The sequence below is a fragment of the Nocardioides sp. genome (assembly GCF_035503875.1).
In the GTDB taxonomy this organism is placed as follows: domain Bacteria; phylum Actinomycetota; class Actinomycetes; order Propionibacteriales; family Nocardioidaceae; genus Nocardioides.
Genome location: NZ_DATJTA010000034.1, coordinates 1 through 21240, shown reverse-complemented (window position 1 = coordinate 21240; position 21240 = coordinate 1). Strand labels below are relative to the sequence as shown.

Below are 21240 nucleotides of genomic sequence, written 5' to 3'. Positions count from 1 at the left end.
CCTCACCGCCGTGCTCTCCGCCGCCGCCGCCCACCGCGGCACCAGCCTGGTCGAGATCTACCAGAACTGCCCCATCTTCAACGACGGCGCCTTCGACGCCATCAAGAACAACGACACCAAGGCCGACGCGATCATCCCCCTCGTCCACGGCGAACCCATCACCTTCTCCGCCGGCACCAAGGGACTGATCCGCGACAGCCGCACCGGCGGCGTCAAGATCATCGACACCGCCGACGTACCCGCCGACTCACTGCTCGTCCACGACGCCCACAACCCCGACCCCTCCCAGGCGTTCGCGATCAGCCGACTCACCGAGATGGGCTACCTCAACCAGACCCCCATCGGCATCTTCCGCCAAGTCGCCCGCCCCACCTACGACGACCAAGCCCGCGCCCAAGTCACCACCGCCACCGACGCCACCCCCGGCACCCCCACCGAACGACTCACCAACCTCATCAACAGCGGCGACACCTGGACCGTCGTCTGACCCACCCAACACCACGCCGACCCGGCGCGAACTCGCGCCGGGTCGGCGTGTCAGCCCGGGTCGCGGGTGTCGCGGAAGACCGCGGGGCGGCCCTCGCGGCGGGCGCGGGTGGCCTCCTCGAAGTTGTCGGTCAGCAGGCGCAGGTAGAGCTGGCCGATCCCCTCCGAGGTCATGTGGTCGGACAGCGAGGAGGCGGCGATACCGGCCTGCAGCGAGCGCTTGGTGAGCTCGATGCCGGGCTGCGAGAAACGTCCGATGCCGCGGCCGATCTCGACCGCGGCGTCCACCACCGGGTCCGCGAGCCGGGAGACCAGGCCGATCCGCTGCGCCTCCTCGGCGCCGACGTCGCGCCCGGTGAGCATGATGTCGGCGGCGTGCGAGGCGCCCACCGCACGGGGCAGCAGGTAGCTGAGCCCGAGCTCGCTGGCGGTCAGGCCGTTGTTGATGCCGGCGGCCCGGAAGTACGCGTCCGCGGACGCCACCCGGATGTCGCAGGCGAGGGCCAGGCAGAGCCCGCCGCCGATCGCGGCGCCGTTCACCGCGGCGATCACCGGCTGGTGCAGCCTCCGGATGGTGAGGACGACGTCCTCCAGCATCTCCAGCGAGCGCAGGGCGTACGTCGGCCGCGTCAGCCCGTCGACGTGGGGCGGCCGGCCGGCCGACTCCTGATCGGCGCCGGAGCAGAAGCCGCGCCCGGCGCCGGTGAGCACGATCGCGCGGAGCGAGTTGTCGTGGCCGAGGTCGACCAGCGTGTCCCGGAACGGGACCATCACGTCGAAGGCCATCGCGTTCATCCGCTCCGGCCGGTTCAGGGTGACGACGGCGACGCCGGGGTCGGGCCGGTCGACCAGCACGAAGTCGGTCATCGGGCACCTCCCGCCGCGGACGGGGCGATCCCCGCGGGCTGGTCGATCAGCTCCCGCGCGCTCCGGTAGTCCGCCTTGCCGGTGACGTGCCGGGGCACCGAGCCCACGACCCGGACGGTCCGCGGCACCTTGTAGCCCGAGATGCGGGTGCGCAGGTGCCGCTGCACGTCGTCGACGTCCAGGTCGACGCCGGGACGCGGTTCGAGCAGCGCCGCCACCTGCTGGCCGTAGCGCGGGTCGGGGAGGCCGAGGACGAGGGCGTCGAAGACCGCGGGGTGGGACTTCAGCGCCACCTCGACCTCCTCGGGGTAGACCTTCTCGCCGCCCGTGTTGATGCAGTTGGAGCCGCGGCCGAGCAGGGTCAGCCGGCGGCCGGGCTCGATCTGCACCCAGTCCCCGGGGACGGCGTACCGCTCGCCCTCGACGGTCACGAAGGTCCGCGCGGTCTTCTCCGGGTCGTTGAGGTAGCCGATCGGGATGCTGCCGCGGCGCGCCATCCGCCCGACGGCGCCGATCTCGCTGTCGGGGTCCATCACCCGGTCGTCATCGTCGAGGACCACGGTCTGGGGACCGATCCGCACGACGCTGCCCTTGTCGGCCAGGTTGTCGCGGTCGATCCGGCCGTTGCCGGTGAACCCCGTCTCCGAGGCGCCGATGATGTCGGTGAGCATCACCTCGGGGAAGGCGTCGAGCCAGCGCCCCTTGACCTCGGCGGAGAAGATCGCCGCGGCGCTGTTGACGGTCCGCAGCGAGCGGGCGTCGTACGGCGTGCCGGCGGCGAGCTCGCGCTCGTACTCCTCGATCAGCGGCCGGGCCATGGCGTCGCCGATGACGGAGATCCCGTGCGCGCGCTCCGCCTCGACCGCGCGCCAGATCTGGGGCGGGTCGAAGCTCGGGAACATCACCAGCGTGTTGCCGCCGAAGAGGCGCAGCAGCATCCCCCACTGACCGTTGGCGTGCATGATCGGGCCGAGCTGGACCGCGACGAACGGGTCGGTCGTCAGGGCGGCGCGGGACTGGTCGTGCTCCTCGATGGGCTCGTAGGTGACGAAGTCGATGCCGCCGCCGAGCGTCCGCCAGACGTCCTCGTGGCGCCACATCACGCCCTTGGGATAGCCGGTGGTCCCGCCGGTGTAGACGATGAAGACGTCGTCGGCACTGCGCGGACCGAAGTCGCGCTCCTCGGAACGGCCGGCGAGCGCGTCGGCCCAGGTGGTGACGGGGTGGGCCGGCTCCTCGGTCGAGCCGTCCTCGATGACCGTCACCGACCCGATGCCGTGCCGCGCGACGAGGTCGCCGAGCGCGCCGGAGTACTGGCGCTCGTGGACGAGCGCCGTGACACCCGCGTCGCCGAGGACGTGGTCGAGCTCGGCCTCGACGTAGCGGTAGTTGAGGTTGATGGGCGTCCCGCGCACCTTGAACACCGCCAGCATCGCGACCACGTGCTCCGGGACGTTGCGCGCCAGCAGGCCGACCCGGTCGCCGGTGCGTACGCCGGTGGCCTGCAGGTGGTGGGCGAACGCGTTCGCGCGCGCCTCGAGCTCGGCGTACGTCATCCGGGTCTCGCCCATGACGAGCGCCGTGCGGTCGGGCACCGCGTCCACGGCGTGCTCGACCAGGTCTGCGATGTGGAGGGCCATGCCGACACCCTGGACGCGCCTGTGACCCCGGTCACCCGCGTTCCCACCCTGCGGGACCCCTCATCCCCGCCTGGGGGTCAGATGAGGTTCAGGTCGGTCACCAGGCGTGCGGCGCGGACCGTCCTCCCGAGGAGGCGATGGGCGTCGGGGTCGGTGGCCAGCCAGACGATGGCGCGGCCGGCGGCGTCGTCGGCGACGGTGGGTACGCCGTGGGCGGCGATCTGCTCGGTGCCGCCGCGGGCGGTCGCGGCCTCGGTGACCACGAAGCCGGGATCGACGTTGAACGCGCGCACGCCCGCGCCGGCGTACTCGGCGTTGACGGCCCCGGCGATCCGGCCGAATGCCGCCTTGGCGGCCGAGTAGTTCAGGCCCCAGCCGCCCTCGCCCGGCGGCGCGGGCGGGTCGTTGACGATCGAGCCGGACCAGAGGTCGACGATGGTGCCGCCGCCGTTCTCGACCATGTGCGGCAGCACCTCCTGCACCAGGGCGAGCTGGTGCAGGACGTTGGCCTCCAGGCTGCGGGCGAGGGTGTCGAGCTCGAGCTCCAGGACCCGGGCGTGCGGGAGGTGCAGCACCGCGTTGTTGACCAGGACGTCGACCCGACCCCAGGCGTCGAGGACCGTGCGGGCCGCGGCGCGGACGCTCGAGAGGTCGGTGAGGTCCATCGGGACGGGCAGCGCGCGGACGCCGTACTCCTCGACCTCGGCGGCGGTGCGCTCCAGGCTGCCGGGGACCGGGATCGCGCGGTCGCCCTCCCGCTGCGTCCGGGGCGGGGCGGTCCCCTCGCCCTCGCGGAGGGTGCGCGCGGTGAACGCCACGTCGAAGCCGGCGCGGGCGAGGGCCAGCGCGGTCTGGCGGCCGATGCCACGGCTCGCGCCCGTGACCAGTGCGGTACGTCGGGTCAGCACGTGCTGCTCACCGGTCCCTCCTCGACCATCAGCCGCAGGGCGGCTCGCGACAGCTTGCCCGTGCGCGTCCGCGGCAGGTCGTCGAGCACGACGACCTGGCCCGGCACCTTGTACGGCGCGAGCCGCGCGCGGGCGTGCTCGGCCAGGTCGGCAGCCGCGGGCGCGGCGCCCCGCGCGACCACGCAGGCCAGGATCCGCTGACCCGAACGAGCGTCACGCACCCCGATGACGGCGGCCTCCTCGACCCGAGGGTGCTCGCGCAGCACGGCCTCGACCTCGCGTGGGTCGACGTTGAACCCGGAGACGATGATCGTGTCGTTGGCCCGTCCGGCGACGGCCAGCCGGCCCGCGGCGTCCAGCTCGCCCACGTCCCCGGTGTCGAACCAGCCGCCGGGACGCAGGTCCGGAGCGTCGGCGTACGGCCGGCAGACGTGGTGGCCGCGCACCTGGACCCGGCCGCGCGCTCCCGGGGGGACGGGGCGCTCGAGCTCGTCGCAGATGCGTACCTCGGTGCCCGGCAGCGGCACCATCCACGGCAGCGGACCCGGCGGCACCGTCGGCAGGTCGCCGAGCGCCACGGTCCCGCAGGTCTCGGTCATGCCGTAGCCGGCGACGATCCGCGGGATGCCGAGCCGCTCGGCGAGCCGCGTCATGTCCGGAGCGGACACCTCGGTGCTGCCGACGATCCCGAGACGGGTGTGCGGGGCCGGCGCCCGGACGCCGAGGCCGGCCAGGTCGTGGTAGATCGTGGGCGGACCGGCGAGCACGGTGATCCGCTCCTCGCGCAGCAGCCGGGTCAGCCGGGCCGGGTCGTAGTCGGGCAGCAGGCGCACGGTCGCACCGGCCAGCAGCGCGACCAGCAGGATCCCGTTGAAGCCGAAGGAGTGGGTCAGCGGCACCGTCGCGAGCCACACGTCGTCGGCGGTCGCGTCGAGCGCGAGCCGGACGTCGTCGTACACCCGGAGCAGCTGCCGGTGGGTCATCGGCACCGCCTTGACCGTGCCCGAGGTCCCGGAGCTCGACAGCACCAGCGCCGCGGTCGCCGCGTCGCCCCACTCCGGGTGGCGCTGCTCGGGCTCCGGGGGCAGGTCCTCGAGCTCCGCGAAGGACACTGCGCCCGGCAGCGGATCGAGCGACTCGTCCTGCAGGACCAGGCACGGCTCGAGCTGGTCGAGCAGCCGTCGGCGCTCGGCGTCGGGCGCCCGGTGGCCGAGGGGTACGACGGTCGCGCCCGCCATCAGCACGCCGAACGCCGCGCTGATCCAGGTCACGCGGTTCGGACCCTGGACGACGACCCGGTCCCCCGCCACGACGCCTCGCTCGCGGAGCAGCCGGGCGACGGCGCGGGCGCGCGCGGCCAGCTCGGCGTAGGTGAGGGTCGCGGCGTCGTCGCGGACCGCCGGACGGTCGCCGTGCGTGCGGGCGCGGAGCCCGCACAGCTCCCCCAGGGTCTGGATGCCCTGCTCCTCCACCATGTCCGCATCAAAACAAAGGCACCCGGGGCACTGCCACGAGTTCCCACCCTGCGAAATCGGGTCGGCGCGACCGAGATCACCTTCGGAATGTTCCGAGCAGGAACATACCTAGGGCATGTTCGCGGTTACGCTGAGGCATGACCAGCGACGCTCCGGATGCCCTGCCCGACCTGCGCCCGACCAGCTGGGCCGTCCTGGGCCTGCTCTCGTTCGGCGAGGAGCTCTCCGGCTACGACCTGAAGAAGTGGGCCGACTGGAGCCTGCGGTTCTTCTACTGGTCCCCGTCGTACAGCCAGATCTACGGCGAGCTGCGCAAGCTCGAGGAGTTCGGCTTCGCCACCTCCCGGGTGGTCAACAAGGACGACGTCCGCGGCAAGCGGCTCTACCAGATCACGCCCGAGGGCGAGCGCGCCGTGGCCCGCTGGGCAGCGGAGGCGCCGGTCGAGCCCGTCGTCCTCAAGCACGGCGTGATGCTGCGGATGTGGCTCGGCCACGCCAGCGACCCGGAGCTGCTGCGCGCCAAGCTCGAGGAGCACAAGGAGCAGAGCGAGAAGATGCGGGTCCGCGCGGAGGTCGACGCCGAGGGCGCGCGCCGCGAGCCCGGGTGGGCGTTCCCGGAGATGGTCCTGCGCTGGTCGGAGCGCTACTACGCCGACGAGCGCGATCGCGCCGACCAGATGCTCGCCGAGCTCGACGAGGCGTTCGCCAAGCGGAAGCGCTCGGCCTCGCGAAAGACCTCCGAGCGACGGTCGTCGGAGGAGCTGCGCTCGCACAAGGCCTGATCGGCGAGAGTCTCGGAAGGCTCGGCTTCATCACGGTATGTAGACGAGTTCGCGGTTGCCACGGCGTACCCACCATGGCAACCGCAGGCTCGTCTGCATACCGTGATGAGCCTGCAACCGCTCCCGCCTACTCCTCCGCGGGCAGGTGCGCGGCCCGGCCGTGCTCCAGGAACTCCGCCTCGAGGGCGGCGCGAGCGGCCTCGTCGAGGGCGACGTACTCGGACGTGCGGCCGACGCGGACGTAGACCGGGTCCGCGGTGCGCCAGGCGGTACGGCGCAGCGGGGCCTTGCTGACCTTGCCGGAGCCGGTGAGCGGGATGGCGTCGACGACCCGCACGAAGGACGGCCACCACTTCGCGCCCATGTCCGCCTGCTCGGCCAGGAACGCGCCGAACTCGACGGCGTCGAAGGTCCGGCCCGCCTCCAGCTCGACCACGCACATCACCCGGTCGCCGGTGACCGGGTCGGCGACGGCGAAGACGGGTGCCGACGCGATGCCGGGGCAGCGCTGGATGACGCGCTCGACCTGCGCGGCGGCGAAGTTCTCGGAGTCGACCCGCAGCCAGTCCGAGGAGCGGCCGGCGAACCAGAACCAGCCGTCGGCGTCGCGGTAGGCGAGGTCGCCGGACCAGAAGTCGTCACCGCGGACCCGGTCGGCCATCGCGCTCGGGTTCTTGTAGTAGCCCTCGAAGGTGTGGGCCAGGCCGACCGCCACGAGCTGGCCGACCGCCTCGGGGTTGAGCAGCCGCCCGGACGCGTCGAGTACGGCGCGCGGGCACTCCTCGCCGGTCTCCTCGTCGAGCACCCGGACGTCGGCGTCGCCGGCGGGCTTGCCGAGCGAGCCCGGCGGGGTGTCCGGGGTCCGGTTGATGCGGAAGACGCCCTCGCTGAGGCCGTACCCCTCCTGGACCCGGCAGCCGAACCGGTCGGAGAAGCGGGCGATGTCGGCCTCGGAAGCCTCGGTCCCGTACGCCAGGCGCAGGGTGCTGGTCCGGTCCCGCGGATCCTCCGGGCGGCTCAGCACGTACGACAGCGCGCGGCCGACGTAGTTGACGTACGTCGCGCCGAAGCGGTGCACGTCCTCGCTGAACCCGCTGGCCGAGAACTTGCGCGCGAGGCCGACGGTGGCGCCGGTGGCCATCGCCGGGACGAGGTTCATCATCACGGCGTTGCCGTGGAACAGCGGCATGCACAGGTAGGTCACCGAGTCGCGGTCGAGCTCGATCCGCCCGGTGACGGTCGCGGTCAGCCGGGCCAACCGCCCCTGACCGACGACGACCGCCTTCGGCGTGCCGGTCGAGCCGCTGCTGAACAGCAGCAGCGCGATGTCCTCCGGGGTGGGCTCGGCCGACGGCAGCGCCGCGCCGCGGTGCGCGGCCAGCAGCCCGTCGTACGCCGCCGTCTCGATCTCGAGGATCCGCTCGGCCGGGACGCCGTGGTCCTGGCCGCGGACGAGGTGCGCCCACCGCGGCTCGGTGACGATGACGTCGACGTCGGCGTGCCGGACGTCCTGGGCGATCTCGGGTCCGCTGCGGCTGGAGTTGATGCCGACGACGACCGCGCCGGCGAGACCGCAGGCCCCGATCCAGAAGACGAAGTCCGGCACGTTGTCGAGGAGCACCCCGACATGCAGCTGTCGGCTCTCGGGCCGGGGCGCGAGGTCGGCCAGGGCCGCGGCGCGGGTGGCGCTCTCCTGGACCACCTCGTCCCAGGTCCACTCCCGGTCCGCGGTGCGCAGGCCGATCTTCGTGTCGCCCACCCGGGTCCGGACGATGCCGGCGAGGGTCGCGGGCGCGTCCCCGGCGGGGGTGGGCTGGGGTGCGGTGCTGGTGCTGGTGCTGGTCACGAGGCGAGGGTCTCCTGGGTCCCGAGGATGGCGGCGAGGTCGGCGTGGTGGCAGGCGAGGTAGTGCCCCGGTCCGGCCTCCTGCAGCTGCGGCTCCTGCGCGGCGCACAGCTCGGTGGCGAGCGGGCACCGGGTGCGGAAACGGCACCCGCTGGGCGGGTCGAGCGGCGAGGGCAGCTCGGCCGAGCGGGTCTGCTCGGCCACCCCCTCGGCGTCGGTGGTCGCGCCCGGCAGGTGCGCCTCCGGCACCGAGTCGAGCAGCAGCTGGGTGTAAGGGTGGCGGGCCTGCAGCGCGAGGCTGCCGGAGGGGATGATCTCGCAGACCTTGCCGAGGTACATCACCATGATCCGGTCGCTGATGTTCTTCACGACCGCGAGGTCGTGGGCGATGAAGACCATGCTGAGCCGGTAGCGCTGCTTGGTCTCCTCCAGCAGGTTGAGGATCTGCGCCTGCACCGACACGTCGAGGCTCGACACCGGCTCGTCGCAGATCAGCACCTGCGGGTCGAGCATCAGCGCGCGGGCGATGCACACCCGCTGGCACTGGCCGCCGGAGAGCTCGTGCGGGCGGCGGTCCCAGACCACGTCCGGGTCGAGCCCGACCGCTGAGAGCACCTCGCGGATCTGCGCGTCGTCGACCTTGCGGCCCCAGATGCGCGGCCCCTCGGCGACCAGGTCCTTCACCTTGCGACGCGGGTTCAGCGAGGATACCGGGTCCTGGAAGATCATCTGCATCCGCGCGCGGCGCTTGCGCAGCTGGTTGCCGGAGCTGGAGGTCAGGGCGTCGCCGCCCAGCCGCACCTCACCGCTGGTGGGCGGCGGCAGCTGCATGACCGCACGCCCCGCGCTGGACTTGCCGCAGCCGGACTCCCCCAGGATGCCGAGGGTCTCGCCGTCGACCAGGTCGAAGCTGATCCCCGACACGGCGTGCACCGTGTGCCCGCCCTTCGCCGGGAACTCCACGACGAGGTCGTCGACGCTCAGCACCCGCTCCTCGGGCGGTCGCAGGTGGATGCTGCCGGATCCGGCCATCAGCTCTCTCCAGATCGGTCGACGGGGTGGTAGCAGGCGTGCAGGTGCCGGCCCGGAGGTACGACGCCCGCCGGATCGAGCGGCGCGTCGTCGGCGGGCCGCAGGTCGGGCACCACCTGGAGGCAGTCCTCGCGCGCGTAGCGGCAGCGCGGGGCGAACCGGCACCCGGAGGGCGGGCGGACCATGTCCGGCGGCGAGCCGTCGATGGCCTCCAGGCGCAGGTGCGGAGCCTCCTCCAGGCGCGGGATCGCGGCCAGCAGGGCCTCGGTGTACGGGTGGTGCGGGCGGTCGAAGAGCGAGCGCGAGTCCGCGGTCTCGACGACGCGGCCGGCGTACATCACCGCGACCCGGTCGGTGCGGCCCGCGACGACGCCGAGGTTGTGGCTGATCAGGATCAGCGCCATCCCCAGCTCGCTGCGCAGCCGGTCCAGCAGGTCCAGGATCTGGCGCTGCACGGTCACGTCGAGGGCGGTGGTCGGCTCGTCGGCGATCAGCAGCTTCGGCTCGTTGGCCAGCGCCATCGCGATGACGACGCGCTGGCGCATGCCGCCCGACATCTCGTGCGGGTACTGGTCGATGCGCCGCGCGGGGTCCGGGATCCCGACCAGCGCCAGCAGCTCCAGCGCCCGGGCGCGCGCCTGGGCGCGGTCCAGCCCGCGGTGCTTGCGCAGGGTCTCGGTGAGGTGGGTGCCGATCTTCTTGACCGGGTTCAGCGCGGTCATCGGGTCCTGGAAGACCATCCCGATCGAGGCGCCCCACAGCTCGCGCAGGCCCCGGGCGGGCAGCCGCTGGATGTCGCGCCCGTCGAAGTGCACCGAGCCGGTGACGGTCATGCCGGGTCCGCTGGTGTGCAGCCCCATGATCGTCCGGCCGAGCACGGACTTGCCGGAGCCCGACTCGCCGACGATGCCGAGGGCCTCGCCGGGGGCCAGGGTGAGCGAGACGCCGTCGACGGCGTTCAGCTCGCCGCGGGCCGTGCTGATCACCGTGCGCAGGCCGTCGACCACGAGCAGCGGGGCGGCCGGCGCGGCCGGGCGCTCCTCGAGGCGGAGGGAGGTGTCGGTCATCGGGTCCTCCTAGAGCTTCGCCGAGCGCGGGTCGAAGCGCTTGCGCGCCTTCTCGCCGAGCGCGTTGAAGGCGAACACGGTCAGGAACAGCACGGTGCCGGGGACCAGGACGATGTGCGGGTGCTCCTCGAACACCCGGCCCTCGCCCTCGGCGATCATGTTGCCCCAGGACGGCGCCGGTGCCTGGATGCCGAGTCCGAGGAAGCTCAGCGAGGCCTCCGCGACGATCAGCACCGAGACGATGACCATGCCGTACGACGCCAGCGGCAGCAGCACGTTGGGCAGCAGCTCGCGGAACATGATCCGGGAGCTGGAGGCGCCCATCGCCTTGCCGGCCAGCACGAACTCGCGCTGGGCGAAGGCCATCGTGCTGGCCCGCGCCATCCGGATCATGCTCGGCAGCGCGAGCAGGGAGAGCGCGAAGGCGATGTTGCGCAGGGTGGGCTCCAGGACCGTGGCCAGCGCGATGAGCAGGATCAGCGGCGGCACGGCCAGCAGCGAGTTGGTGAAGATGCCGACGACGCGGTCGGTGCTCCGGCGGAAGTAGCCCGCCAGGATGCCGACGGTTCCGCCCACGACCATGCCGATGAGCACGGCCCCGATCGAGACGACCAGCGACGCGCGGGCGCCGTACACGACCCGGGAGAGCAGGTCGAGCCCGAAGTTGTTGGTCCCGAGCGGGAACTCGCTGGTCAGGTCCGGACGCGCCATGGCCGGGTCCATCATCGTCGTGGCGATGTCCTCGTGCTCGCCCAGCGGCAGCAGGGGCGCGGCGATCGCCGAGCCGACCAGCAGCACCAGCCAGACGACGCACAGCCACAGGGTGAGGTCGAAGGACGCGCCGAACCGGTGCCGGCCGAGCTCGGCCAGGCCGAGGTAGAGGAGCACGAACGCGGCCAGGGCGGCGCCCGCCTGGGTCCAGCCGGTCTCCCGGAGGCCGACGACGACGGCGACCAGCGCGACGACGCCGGCGACGGTCAGCAGCAGCCCGCGCCAGGGCCGCGGGCGCGAGGTCGGAGCCTGGCCCGGCTCGCCGACGGGCGGTACGGCGGCGGCCGGCTCGGCGGGGAGCTCGACGGGCGACATGGTGCGCTCAGACATGGGACCTCCTGACCCGGGGGTCCAGGTAGCCGTAGGAGAGATCGATCAGGGCGTTGGTCACGACGTAGATGACCGCGATCAGCAGCACCGCGCCCTGCACCGTGACGTAGTCGCCGGTGTTGGCGGCGCCGATGACCAGCGTGCCCATCCCGGGGAGTGCGAAGAGGTACTCCACGATCACCGTGCTGCCGATCAGCCGGCCCAGGCTGATGCCCATCAGGGTGATCATCGAGAACGACGAGGGGCGCAGGGCGTCGCTCACCAGGACGTGGACGGTGCCCATCCCCTTCGCCTTGGCGGCCAGGATGAAGTCCTCCTGGAGCGTGGTGATCAGGTCGTTGCGCAGGATCCTCGTGAACATCGCGGTCTCGGCGAGCGCGATCGTCAGCGCCGGCAGGAACGCGTGGTACAGGTTGTCGGGGACACCCTCGGACAGCCGGGACCACTCGGCCCGCGGGAACCAGCCCAGCCCGTTGGCGAACACCATGATCACCAGCAGACCGGCGAGGAAGCTCGGGACCGACAGCACGCCGAACGTGCCGGCGCTGACGATCCGGTCCACCCGGCCGCCGGCGTGGTACGCCGACCACATCGCCAGCGGGATGCTGAACAGCAGGGCCATCGCCATGCCGAGCACGGCCAGCTCGACGCTGACCGGCAGCGCGGCGGCGATCCGGTCGGCCACGTCGTGGTACGGCGGCACCACCGACGTGCCGAGGTCTCCCTGGAGCGCCGACCCGAGCCAGTCGGCGTACCGCACCAGCAGCGGGTCGTTGAGACCGAGGTCCTCGCGGACCTGGGCGTACTCCTCCGGCTCGTGACCCTCGCCGAGGATGGTCACGGCGGGGTCGGTGTCCATCAGCGAGACCAGCGCGAAGGTGCCGAAGCTGACGACCAGCAGGACGGCCACCAGCTCGGCGAGCCGGACCAGGAGGCCGCGGAGGCGGCCACCTCCCCGACGGCGGCGCCGGCGCGCCGGTGCCGCGGGCGGTGCCGACGGGGGCGGCGAGGAGCCGGCCTGGACCGTGGTGCTCATGACCCGGCCACCCACGCGTCGTCGAGCAGGACCAGGGTGTTGGTGGAGTCGACGACGCCGTGCACGTCGTCGTCCCAGGCGAGGAGCTCGGTGGTGGGGCCGTAGACCAGGGCGGGGACGTCGACGTTCCACTGCTCCTGGATGCGCGCCATCACGTCACGCTGCTCCTCCTGGCCGGCGGCCTCGCGGAACTCGTCGAAGAGGGCGTCCATCTCCGGTCCGGTGTGCATGCCGACCGAGAGGTTGCCCTCGCTGTGCAGGGTGGCGAACATCCGGCCGTACGGCCCGGCCTCGCGCCAGCTGATCCCCCAGCCGGCGACGTCGTAGTCCTGCTCGACCGCGACCTTGGCGATCTGGCTCTGGACGTCGCGGACCAGGTCGGTCTCGACCTCGAAGCCGACCGCCTCCAGCGACGCCTGCACCGCGAGCGCGGTCGCCCGGGAAGCCGGGTCCGAGGCGTCGAGGTAGGTGATCTTCCCGTCGAAGCCGTCGGCCTTGGCCTCCTCGAGCAGCTCCTTGGCGCGCTCGGGGTCGGTGGGCAGCGGCGCGACGTCGCTCGCCCACTGCGAGGGCTCGGGGAACACCGCGTTGCTGGCGATCCCGGCTCCGTCGAAGGCGCGCTGGGCGACCAGCTTCGGGTCGATCGCGTGGTGCATGGCCTGGCGGACCCGCGGGTCGGCGCCGGGCCGGCCCTCGGCCGCGTTGATGACCGCGACGTTGCCGAGCGAGACCAGGTTGAGGAAGCCGGGACTCTTCGCCTCGACCAGCTCGTCGACCAGGTCGGCGTCGCGCAGGAACGCCGCGTCGACGGCGTCGGACTCCAGCGAGTCCAGCGAGGCGGTCGGGTCGTTGAGGAACTTCACGCGCACCTCGTCGAGGTGGGGGCGGCCGTCCCAGTAGTCCGGGTTGGCCGCGAGCACGATCTCCTCCTGGGGCCGCTGCTCGGCCAGGGTGAACGCGCCGGCGCCGACGGGGGTGAACGCGTCGCCCGCGTCGGAGGCCTGCGCGACGATCATCCCGGGGCCGGTGGTCAGCATGTAGTCGAAGCTGGTCCACGGGCCCGCGAGCGTGAAGACCACGGTGCGCTCGTCGGGGGTCGCCACCCCGGTGACGTTGCTGGACCAGAGCATCGCCTCGTCGGCGCCCTTCTCGACGTACCGCTCCAGGCTCCACTTCACGGCGGCCGCGTCGAGCGGGGTGCCGTCGGAGAAGGTGACGCCCTCCCGGAGGGTGAGCGTCCACTCGGTGGCGTCGGCGTTGGCGGAGATCGACTCCGCGAGCTGCGGCACGACCTCGTTGGTCGCGCTGTCCCAGCGGAGCAGGACGTCGTAGATCGCCGCCATCTCCAGGCCGCCCGTGGAGCCGGCGACGATGGTCTCGGCCGGGTCGAGGAGGGCGGGCTCCGAGAACGCCGCGAACGTCAGCGTCCCGCCGTCGACGGGCTCGCCCGCCTCGGGGATGTTGACCAGCCCGGTCTCGTAGCTCGCGGCCGCCCCGGCGCGAGGCCTGTCGGTGTCGTCGTCACCGCCGGACCCGCCGCAGCCGGCCGCGAGCGCGAGCACGGCGGCGGTGGCCAGGGTGGGACGAACGAGGCGGGTGTGCAGCATCGATGGGGTTCCTCTCGGGGCGGAAGGCACGGCTGGGAGTCCGGCGCGTGCGAGCCAAACAGTCGGTGGGGCCGGTTGTCCGGCGAGGTCTTGTTCAGCGAAACCGGGGCGGCGCGGGGCTCACGTCGGGGTCACCACGACGCGGGCCGCCCGGCCGTTCCGCATCTGCGCGAACCCGCTGTCGGCCTCCTCGAGCGGGAGCAGCCCGGAGACCAGTGCGTCCAGCTCCAGGCGGCCCTGTCGGTAGAGGTCGGCGAGCATCGGGATGTCGCGCGGGAAGTGGTTGGCGCCCATCAGCAGCCCGCGCACGCCCTTGGCGGCGGTGACCAGCGGCAGCCCGGACAGCACCACCTGCTCACCGACGGGCGGGATGCCGAGGACGTACGCCGTCCGGCCCGCCCGGATCATGCCGACGGCCTGCGCCACCGTGGCCTGGCGCCCCACGACGTCGAAGGCGTGGTCGACGCCGCCGGTGAGCGCCTGGACCGCCGCCACCGGGTCGCCCGCTCCGGCGTCGAGGACGTCGGTGGCACCGAACCGCCGGGCGAGCTCGAGCTTCTCGGCACCGAGGTCGATGGCCACGATGCGCGTGGCGCCGGCCAGCCGGGCGCCCTGCACGACGTTGAGGCCGACGCCGCCGCAGCCGATCACCGCGACGCTGTCCCCCGGTCGTACCCCGGCGCCGTTGAGCGCGGAGCCGACGCCGGTGAGGACCGCGCAGCCGAGCAGGGCCGCCCGGTCGACCGGTACGTCGGCCGGCACCCGCACCAGCGAGTTGCGGTGCAGGACGGTCCGCTCGATCAGCCCGCCGAGGCCGGCGACCTGGTGCACCGGCTGACCGTCGCGCACCAGCCGCGGCGCCGGGCGCTCGGCCCGGCCCAGGTCGTTGCGCCGGTCGCAGAGGAAGGTCCGCCCGGCCCGGCACTCGGCGCAGTGGCCGCAGAACATCGACAGGCAGGCGACCACACGGTCGCCGACCGCCAGGTCGGAGACCGCGGTCCCGACGGCCTCGACGGTGCCGGCGATCTCGTGGCCGGGCACCGTCGGCATCGCCGTCGGCAGGTCGCCGTCGATCATGTGCAGGTCCGAGTGGCACAGCCCGCAGGCCTCGACCCGGACGCGCACCTCGTCGGGAGCCAGCCAGTCGTCGAGGTCGAGCTCCTGGACCTCCAGGTGACCGGGCGCCGCGCTCAGCACCGCGGCCCGGACCCGGGTCCGGGTCGCGCCGGGCGTGGCCGCGGGCGCGAAGGCGTCGGTGGTCGGGTAGGTCGTCACAGCTGCACCGCCTCGGTCTCGACGTACTCCTCCAGGCTGACCTTCATCCCGGTTCTCCCCCTCCTCAGGCGGGGAGCGGCGTCGCACCCTTGCCATGTCGCAATATGTCATCTAGGAATACTTCAACCTAATACATCCAGTGGGTCAAGGGGGCACACGATGGAGACCAGGGACCGGATCCACGTCGACGGCGAGTGGGTCGAGCCGCACGGCGAGGAGCGCCTGGAGCTGATCGATCCGCGCTCGGGCGAGGCGCACGCCGTCGTCCGCCTCGCGGACGCCGCGGACGTGGACCGCGCGGTCGCGGGCGCCCGGCGCGTCGCGGACGACGGCCCGGCGTGGCCGGTCGCCGAGCGGGTGGCCGCGCTGCGGGCGCTGCACGACCGGATCGCCGAGTGCACCGAGGTCTTCGCCGACACGATGTCGGCCGAGATGGGCTCCCCCGCCACCTTCGCCCGCCAGGTCCAGGTCGGCATGGCGCTGGCGACGCTCGCCACCACCGTCGACGTGCTGGAGGGCTACGCCTTCGACGAGACCCTGGGCGACTCGACGATCGCGCGCGAGCCGGTCGGTGTCGTCGCGGCGATCACGCCGTGGAACTTCCCGCTGCACCAGGCGCTGGCGAAGGTCGGCGCGGCTCTCGCGGCCGGGTGCTCCGTGGTGCTCAAGCCCGCCGAGACGACCCCGCTGACGGCGTACCTGCTCGTCGAGGCGGCGCGCGACGCCGGGGTGCCACCCGGTCGGCTGCAGCTGCTCCCGGGTCGCGGCGACGTGGTCGGGTCGGCCCTCGCCCGGCACCCGGACGTCGACATGGTGTCGTTCACCGGCTCCACGGCGGTCGGACGCTCCATCCAGCGCGAGGCCGCCGGCACCGTGAAGCGGGTGGCCCTGGAGCTCGGCGGGAAGTCCCCGAGCGTCCTGCTCGACGACCTCGACGACGAGGCGTTCGCGAGCGCCGTGCGCACCAGCGTCGGCTTCGGCCTGATGAACACCGGCCAGACCTGCGCCGCCTGGACCCGGCTCGTCGTCCCCGAGGAGCGGTACGACGACGCGGTCGCCCTGGCGAGCGAGACCGCCGCGGCGTTCGTGCCCGGGGAGAACCTCGGGCCGCTGGCGTCCGCGGTGCAGTGGGACCGGGTGGCCGGCCACCTCGCGCGCGCCCTCGATGAGGGTGCCGAGGTCGTCCACGGCGACGCCGCCCCGGAGAGGCCGGAGCGCGGGTTCCACCTCGCGCCGGTCGTGTTCGGCCGGGTCACCCCGGAGATGGCGATCGGTCGCGAGGAGGTCTTCGGGCCGGTGCTCGCGATCCAGACGCACCGCGGCGACGACGACGCCGTCCGGCTCGCGAACGCGACCGACTACGGCCTTTCGGCCGGGGTCTTCGCGGCCGACGCCGACCGGGCCGTCGCGCTCGCCCGCCGGATCAGGTCCGGCACCGTCCACGTCAACGGCATCAACGGCAACCGGCTCGCGCCGTTCGGCGGCTACAAGCAGTCCGGCCTCGGCCGGGAGTACGGCCGCTTCGGCCTCGAGGAGTTCCTCGAGGTCAAGTCGATCCAGCCCCCGCCGCGCGGCTGACCCGCGCCCGTCCCACACTCCGGAGGATCCATGGCGCTCGACGCCGCCACCACCACCCTGCTCCGACAGCTCGCCGCCGCCGGCGGACCACCGATGCACGAGGTCTCCCCCGCCGAGGCCCGCGCCCGGATGGCCGGTCTCGCCGGCCTCTACCCGCCCGGCCCGGAGCCGGCCCGCGCCGAGGACGTCACGGTGCCGACCCGGTCCGGCCCGCTGCCGGCACGGGTGATCGCGCCGGCGTCGCCGCGCGGCGTACTGCTCTACCTGCACGGGGGCGGATGGGTGGTCGGCTCCCCCGCCGAGCACGAGACGCTCGGCCGCGAGCTCGCCCACCGCACCGGGTGCACCGTCGTGCTCGGCGGCTACCGGCTCGCCCCGGAGAGCCCCTGGCCGGCCGCCGTCGACGACGCCTGGGACCTGCTCACCTGGGTCTCCGACCGCCGCGGCGACCTGGCCGGCCCCGGCGCCCCGCTCGTGGTCGCCGGCGACAGCGCCGGCGCCAACCTCGCGACCGTCGTGGCCCGGCACGCCCGCGACGGCGGCGGGCCGGAGATCGCGCTGCAGGTGCTGGTCTACCCGGTCGTCGACCACGACTTCGACACCGCGTCGTACACCGACCCGGCCAACCAGCTCGCCCTCAACCGGGACACGCTGCGCTGGTTCTGGGACCACTACGTCGCCGAGGAGCACCGCGACCACCCCGACGTCTCGCCGATCCGCGCCGCCGACCTGGGCGGGCTGCCGCCCGCCGTCGTGCTGACGGCCGAGCACGACGTGCTGCGCGACGAGGGCGAGGCGTACGCCGAGGCGCTGCGCGCCGCCGGCGTACCGGTGAGCTGCCGTCGCTTCCCGGGCCAGATGCACGGGTTCTTCACCATGGTCGGCCTGCTGCCGGCCACGGCCGAGGCCCTGGACCACGTCGCCGCCGAGGTCGACCGGCACCTCGCCGGCGCCCCGGCCCACCCCACCGAGGAGCCTGCATGAGCACGACCGATCCCCGTCCCGCCGACGTCGACGTGGTCGTCGTGGGCGCCGGCTTCGCCGGCCTCTACGCGCTGCACCGGCTGCGCGGGCAGGGGATGTCCGTCCGCGTGGTCGAGGCGGGCTCCGACGTGGGCGGCACCTGGTTCTGGAACCGCTACCCCGGCGCCCGCTGCGACATCGAGAGCGTCTTCTACTCCTACAGCTTCGACGCCGACCTGGCCCGCGAGTGGGAGTGGTCCGAGCGGTACGCCGCCCAGCCCGAGATCCTCGCCTACCTCCAGCACGTCGCCGACCGTTTCGACCTGCGGCGCGACATCACGCTCGACACCCGGGTGCTCTCGGCGCACCTCGACGAGACGGCCGGCCGCTGGACGGTCACCACGGACGGCGGCGAGCGGCTCACGGCGGCGTACGTCGTGCTCGCCGTCGGGCTGCTCTCCAGCACGAACCTGCCGCAGATCGAGGGCCGCGACGACTTCGCCGGGCCGACGTACCACACGGGCGCGTGGCCGCACGAGCCCGTGGACTTCACCGGGCGCCGGGTCGGCGTGATCGGGACCGGCTCGTCCGGCATCCAGCTGATCCCGCTGGTCGCCGAGCAGGCGGAGCACCTCACGGTCTTCCAGCGCACGCCGAACTTCAGCCTCCCGGCGAAGAACGGGGCGCCGGACCCGGCGAAGGTCGCCCGGGTGCGCGAGGACCACGCGGCGATGAAGGAGGAGCTGCGCGGCTCGTCGTACGGCATCCTCCTCGAGCCGCCCACGCAGAGCGCCCTGGAGGTGCCGGCGGCCGAGCGGGAGGCGAAGTACCGCGAGCGCTGGGACGAGGGCACGCTCACCGGCATCCTGCAGGCCTACAACGACCTGGTCCGCAACGAGGAGTCCAACCACACCGCGGCGGAGTTCGTGCGGCAGCGGATCGCCGAGATCGTCCACGACCCGCAGGTCGCGGCGGACCTGATGCCGCAGGGCTACGCGTACGGCACCAAGCGCCCGTGCCTGGACACCGACTACTACGCGACGTTCAACCGCGACGACGTGACGCTGGTGAACCTGCGGCGCACGCCGATCGAGCGGATCACCGCCCGCGGCGTGGTCGTCGACGGCGTCGAGCACGAGCTCGACGACCTCGTCTACGCGACCGGGTACGACGCGATGACCGGTCCGCTGCTGGGCATCGACATCCGGGGCCGCGAGGGCCGGACGCTGCGCGAGACCTGGGCCGACGGGCCGCGCAGCTACCTCGGGATCGGCGTCTCCGGCTTCCCGAACCTGTTCACGCTCACCGGGCCGGGCAGCCCCTCGGCCCTGAGCAACGCGGTCGTGTCCATCGAGCAGCACGTCGAGTGGGTCGCCGACCTGCTGGGCCACCTGCGCGAGCGCGGTGCCGCCCTGGTCGAGGCCGACGACCAGGCCGAGAAGGAGTGGACCGAGCACGTCCAGGTCGCCGGCAACGCGACGCTCTACCCGCGCACCGACTCCTGGTACATGGGCGCCAACGTCCCGGGCAAGCCGCGGGTGTTCCTGCCCTACATCGGCGGGGTCGGCAACTACCGCGCCCACTGCGACCAGGTCGCCCGCGAGGGCTACCGGGGGTTCGTCATCGCCTGACGCGCACTCCGGAACGCGAAACCGCCCGGCGGACCTGATCGGTCCGCCGGGCGGTTCGCTGTGGGTCAGGCGCGGATCAGCCGATCCAGGCCTCGTCGAAGAGCGTCATCGAGTTCGCGGCGCCCTTGACGCCGTGGACCTCGTCGCTCCACGCGCTCAGTTCGGCCATCGGCATCCAGGCGAGGTAAGGCACGCTCTCGTTCCACGCCTCCTGGACCTTGACGATCGCCGCCCGCTGGGCGTCCTCGTCGGCCGCGCCCTGGAACTCCTCCAGCGCGGCGTCCATCTCCGGGCTGGTGGGCATGCCGTAGGTCTGCTTGCCGGTGCTGTGCAGCGAGGCGTACAGCTTCGAGAACGGGTCGCCCTCGCGGTAGTTGATGCCCCAGCCGGCGAGGTCGTAGTCGCGCTCGACCGCCAGCTTGTTGATCAGGTCGGTGACCGTCGGCACCATCTCCAGCTCGACCGAGAACCCGACCGCCTCGAGCGCCGCCTTGACGACCTGACCGGTGTCGCGGGCCGCCGAGGTGTTGGAGTCGAGGTAGGTGATCGTGCCGTCGTACCCGTCGGCCTTGGCCTCCTCGAGCAGCTTCTTCGCGCCCTCGGGGTCGGGGTCGATGCCCGTCATCCCGTCGGAGTGCCAGCGGGAGTACTCCGGGAAGATCAGGGTGCTGGCCATGCCGTGCCCGTCGTACACGCGCTGACGCACCATGTCGGGCGCGATCGCCATCTGGATCGCCTTGCGCACGCGGATGTCCGCACCCGGGCGGCCCTCGGTGCCGTTGATCAGGGTCGTGTCACTCACCGCGACGAGGTTGGAGTAGCCGGAGTGGCCCTCCTCGAGCACCTCGTCGACGACGTCGGGGTCCCGGAAGAACGCCATGTCGACGCTGCCGTTGGCGAAGGAGTCCTGGATGGTGGTCTGCTCGTTGAGGTAGACGAAGCGCAGTTCGTCGAGGTTGGCCCGGCCGTTCCAGTAGTCCTCGTTGGCCTCGAGCAAGACCTCCTCGCCGGCGCGCTGGTGCACCAGGATGAACGGGCCGGCACCGACGGGCTTGAAGCCGTCACCGACCGCACCGGCGGCCTCGGCCACGATCATGCCGGGGCCGGAGGCGAGCATCGCCGGGAACATCGTCCAGGGCTTGTTCAGCGTGTAGACGACGGTCTTGTCGTCGGTGGCCTCGACCTTGGTCACGTTCGCGTTCCACAGGGCGGCCTCCGGCGCGGGCGCCGCGGCGTACCGCTCCTGGCTCGCCACGACCGCCGCCGCGTCGAGCGGTGTGCCGTCGGAGAAGGTCACGCCGTCGCGCAGGGTCAGGGTCCACTCGGTGTTGTCACCGTTGGCCTCCACGGACTCGGCGAGTTGCGGGACGAACTCCTGCGTCTCGGTGTCGTAGCGCAGCAGCACGTCGAAGATGGCGGCCATCTCGGTGCCGCCCGTCGTCACCGCGGCGATGGAGACGGCCGGGTCGAGACTGCGGGGCTCGGAGTACATCGCGTAGCTGAGCTGACCACCGGCCTTCGGCTCGCCGCCGTCGTCCTGGGCGCCCACCATGCCCTCGGTGTACTCGAACTCCCCGCTGGTCTCGGCGTCGCCGCCGCCACCTCCCCCGCCCGAGTCGTCGTTTCCGCCGCAGCCGGCGAGCAGCGCGAACGCCACCACCAGCGCCGCCGCGGGCCGCAGCACGATCCTGCGTCGCTTCATCGCATCCTCCTGGTCGAGCGGCCCCGTTCGGCAGGGGCGGCACCTCGCGGACTATATCGGTTAGGAATACTCCGGGGAAGCATGTTGCGACTCGATATTGACGACTAGGTGTGATGACCAGGCACGTTGGTCGAGATCGTGTGACGACACGGTCTGACTTGTAGATGGGTGAAGGCCTCCCCGGTGTGGAGTGGAGCTGTCTAAGAAACCGCTCCGCACCGAAGGAGACCTTCATGTCCCACGCT

16 protein-coding genes and 1 pseudogene are annotated in these 21240 nt (G+C 72.8%); 5 read left to right on the top strand and 12 right to left on the bottom strand.

Features of this window, described 5'->3' with window-relative positions:
* Window positions 1-487, top strand: a pseudogene (locus VMF51_RS07955) (2-oxoacid:ferredoxin oxidoreductase subunit beta); the annotation flags it as partial.
* Between the two features lie 50 nt (window positions 488-537).
* Here the strand turns inward: VMF51_RS07955 and VMF51_RS07950 are convergent.
* The 4 genes from VMF51_RS07950 to VMF51_RS07935 form a co-directional block, all read right to left on the bottom strand.
* Entirely contained in the window at window positions 538-1353 is an 816-nt protein-coding gene (locus tag VMF51_RS07950) for an enoyl-CoA hydratase (protein WP_325473879.1), read from the bottom strand.
* Window positions 1350-2993: an acyl-CoA synthetase gene (locus VMF51_RS07945; RefSeq protein WP_325473878.1), complete on the bottom strand. Its 1644-nt coding sequence runs from the start codon at window positions 2991-2993 to the stop codon at window positions 1350-1352. The genes VMF51_RS07950 and VMF51_RS07945 overlap by 4 nt, the downstream gene beginning before the upstream one ends.
* A 77-nt stretch (window positions 2994-3070) precedes the next feature.
* A complete protein-coding gene (locus tag VMF51_RS07940) occupies window positions 3071-3901 on the bottom strand; it encodes an SDR family oxidoreductase (protein ID WP_325473877.1) in 831 nt (276 codons plus the stop codon).
* Window positions 3895-5376, bottom strand: a complete 1482-nt coding sequence (locus VMF51_RS07935) for a class I adenylate-forming enzyme family protein (protein ID WP_325473876.1) — start codon at window positions 5374-5376, stop codon at window positions 3895-3897. Before VMF51_RS07935 ends, VMF51_RS07940 begins: the two co-directional genes overlap by 7 nt.
* A gap of 137 nt (window positions 5377-5513) precedes the next feature.
* Between VMF51_RS07935 and VMF51_RS07930 the strand changes: the two genes are divergently transcribed.
* A complete protein-coding gene (locus tag VMF51_RS07930; protein ID WP_325473875.1) occupies window positions 5514-6158 on the top strand; it encodes a PadR family transcriptional regulator in 645 nt (214 codons plus the stop codon).
* Window positions 6159-6285: 127 nt separating this feature from the next.
* Here the strand turns inward: VMF51_RS07930 and VMF51_RS07925 are convergent, their stop codons facing one another.
* The 7 genes from VMF51_RS07925 to VMF51_RS07895 all read right to left on the bottom strand — a co-directional run bounded on the left by VMF51_RS07925 (window position 6286) and on the right by VMF51_RS07895 (window position 15121).
* A complete protein-coding gene (locus tag VMF51_RS07925; RefSeq protein WP_325473874.1) occupies window positions 6286-8004 on the bottom strand; it encodes an AMP-binding protein in 1719 nt (572 codons plus the stop codon).
* Window positions 8001-9035, bottom strand: coding sequence for an ABC transporter ATP-binding protein (locus tag VMF51_RS07920; protein ID WP_325473873.1), 1035 nt, complete (start codon window positions 9033-9035; stop codon window positions 8001-8003). The genes VMF51_RS07925 and VMF51_RS07920 overlap by 4 nt, the downstream gene beginning before the upstream one ends.
* Window positions 9035-10102: an ABC transporter ATP-binding protein gene (locus VMF51_RS07915; protein ID WP_325473872.1), complete on the bottom strand. Its 1068-nt coding sequence runs from the start codon at window positions 10100-10102 to the stop codon at window positions 9035-9037. The genes VMF51_RS07920 and VMF51_RS07915 overlap by 1 nt, the downstream gene beginning before the upstream one ends.
* Before the next feature lie 9 nt (window positions 10103-10111).
* Complete coding sequence (locus tag VMF51_RS07910) at window positions 10112-11203, bottom strand: ABC transporter permease (protein ID WP_325473871.1); 1092 nt, start codon at window positions 11201-11203, stop codon at window positions 10112-10114.
* The gene (locus tag VMF51_RS07905) at window positions 11196-12239 is read right to left on the bottom strand and encodes an ABC transporter permease (RefSeq protein ID WP_325473870.1); all 1044 of its coding nucleotides are present in this window, start codon (window positions 12237-12239) and stop codon (window positions 11196-11198) included. The genes VMF51_RS07910 and VMF51_RS07905 overlap by 8 nt, the downstream gene beginning before the upstream one ends.
* On the bottom strand, window positions 12236-13846 hold the full coding sequence (locus VMF51_RS07900; RefSeq protein ID WP_325473869.1) for an ABC transporter substrate-binding protein: 1611 nt from the start codon (window positions 13844-13846) through the stop codon (window positions 12236-12238). The genes VMF51_RS07905 and VMF51_RS07900 overlap by 4 nt, the downstream gene beginning before the upstream one ends.
* A gap of 120 nt (window positions 13847-13966) precedes the next feature.
* Complete coding sequence (locus tag VMF51_RS07895; protein WP_325473868.1) at window positions 13967-15121, bottom strand: Zn-dependent alcohol dehydrogenase; 1155 nt, start codon at window positions 15119-15121, stop codon at window positions 13967-13969.
* A gap of 159 nt (window positions 15122-15280) precedes the next feature.
* Between VMF51_RS07895 and VMF51_RS07890 the strand changes: the two genes are divergently transcribed.
* From VMF51_RS07890 to VMF51_RS07880, 3 genes are read left to right on the top strand one after another with little or no spacing between them, the layout of a single operon-like run.
* The gene (locus tag VMF51_RS07890) at window positions 15281-16699 is read left to right on the top strand and encodes an aldehyde dehydrogenase family protein (protein WP_325473867.1); all 1419 of its coding nucleotides are present in this window, start codon (window positions 15281-15283) and stop codon (window positions 16697-16699) included.
* A gap of 30 nt (window positions 16700-16729) precedes the next feature.
* Complete coding sequence (locus VMF51_RS07885) at window positions 16730-17683, top strand: alpha/beta hydrolase (protein ID WP_325473866.1); 954 nt, start codon at window positions 16730-16732, stop codon at window positions 17681-17683.
* Window positions 17680-19293 (top strand): NAD(P)/FAD-dependent oxidoreductase, encoded by a 1614-nt coding sequence (locus VMF51_RS07880; RefSeq protein WP_325473865.1) that lies wholly within the window; start codon window positions 17680-17682, stop codon window positions 19291-19293. The genes VMF51_RS07885 and VMF51_RS07880 overlap by 4 nt, the downstream gene beginning before the upstream one ends.
* A 76-nt stretch (window positions 19294-19369) precedes the next feature.
* Here VMF51_RS07880 and VMF51_RS07875 read toward each other — a convergent pair whose 3' ends face one another.
* Window positions 19370-20995, bottom strand: coding sequence for an ABC transporter substrate-binding protein (locus tag VMF51_RS07875; RefSeq protein WP_325473864.1), 1626 nt, complete (start codon window positions 20993-20995; stop codon window positions 19370-19372).
* Between the last annotated feature and the right edge of the window lie 245 nt (window positions 20996-21240).

Coding starts and splice junctions, on each gene's coding strand:
- VMF51_RS07880 (WP_325473865.1), top strand. CDS start 17,680: ATGAGCACGACCGATCCCCGTCCCGCCGACGTCGACGTGGTCGTCGTG.
- VMF51_RS07935 (WP_325473876.1), bottom strand. CDS start 5,376: ATGGTGGAGGAGCAGGGCATCCAGACCCTGGGGGAGCTGTGCGGGCTC.
- VMF51_RS07900 (WP_325473869.1), bottom strand. CDS start 13,846: ATGCTGCACACCCGCCTCGTTCGTCCCACCCTGGCCACCGCCGCCGTG.
- VMF51_RS07905 (WP_325473870.1), bottom strand. CDS start 12,239: ATGAGCACCACGGTCCAGGCCGGCTCCTCGCCGCCCCCGTCGGCACCG.
- VMF51_RS07910 (WP_325473871.1), bottom strand. CDS start 11,203: ATGTCTGAGCGCACCATGTCGCCCGTCGAGCTCCCCGCCGAGCCGGCC.
- VMF51_RS07945 (WP_325473878.1), bottom strand. CDS start 2,993: ATGGCCCTCCACATCGCAGACCTGGTCGAGCACGCCGTGGACGCGGTG.
- VMF51_RS07950 (WP_325473879.1), bottom strand. CDS start 1,353: ATGACCGACTTCGTGCTGGTCGACCGGCCCGACCCCGGCGTCGCCGTC.
- VMF51_RS07875 (WP_325473864.1), bottom strand. CDS start 20,995: ATGAAGCGACGCAGGATCGTGCTGCGGCCCGCGGCGGCGCTGGTGGTG.
- VMF51_RS07885 (WP_325473866.1), top strand. CDS start 16,730: ATGGCGCTCGACGCCGCCACCACCACCCTGCTCCGACAGCTCGCCGCC.
- VMF51_RS07915 (WP_325473872.1), bottom strand. CDS start 10,102: ATGACCGACACCTCCCTCCGCCTCGAGGAGCGCCCGGCCGCGCCGGCC.
- VMF51_RS07890 (WP_325473867.1), top strand. CDS start 15,281: ATGGAGACCAGGGACCGGATCCACGTCGACGGCGAGTGGGTCGAGCCG.
- VMF51_RS07930 (WP_325473875.1), top strand. CDS start 5,514: ATGACCAGCGACGCTCCGGATGCCCTGCCCGACCTGCGCCCGACCAGC.
- VMF51_RS07920 (WP_325473873.1), bottom strand. CDS start 9,035: ATGGCCGGATCCGGCAGCATCCACCTGCGACCGCCCGAGGAGCGGGTG.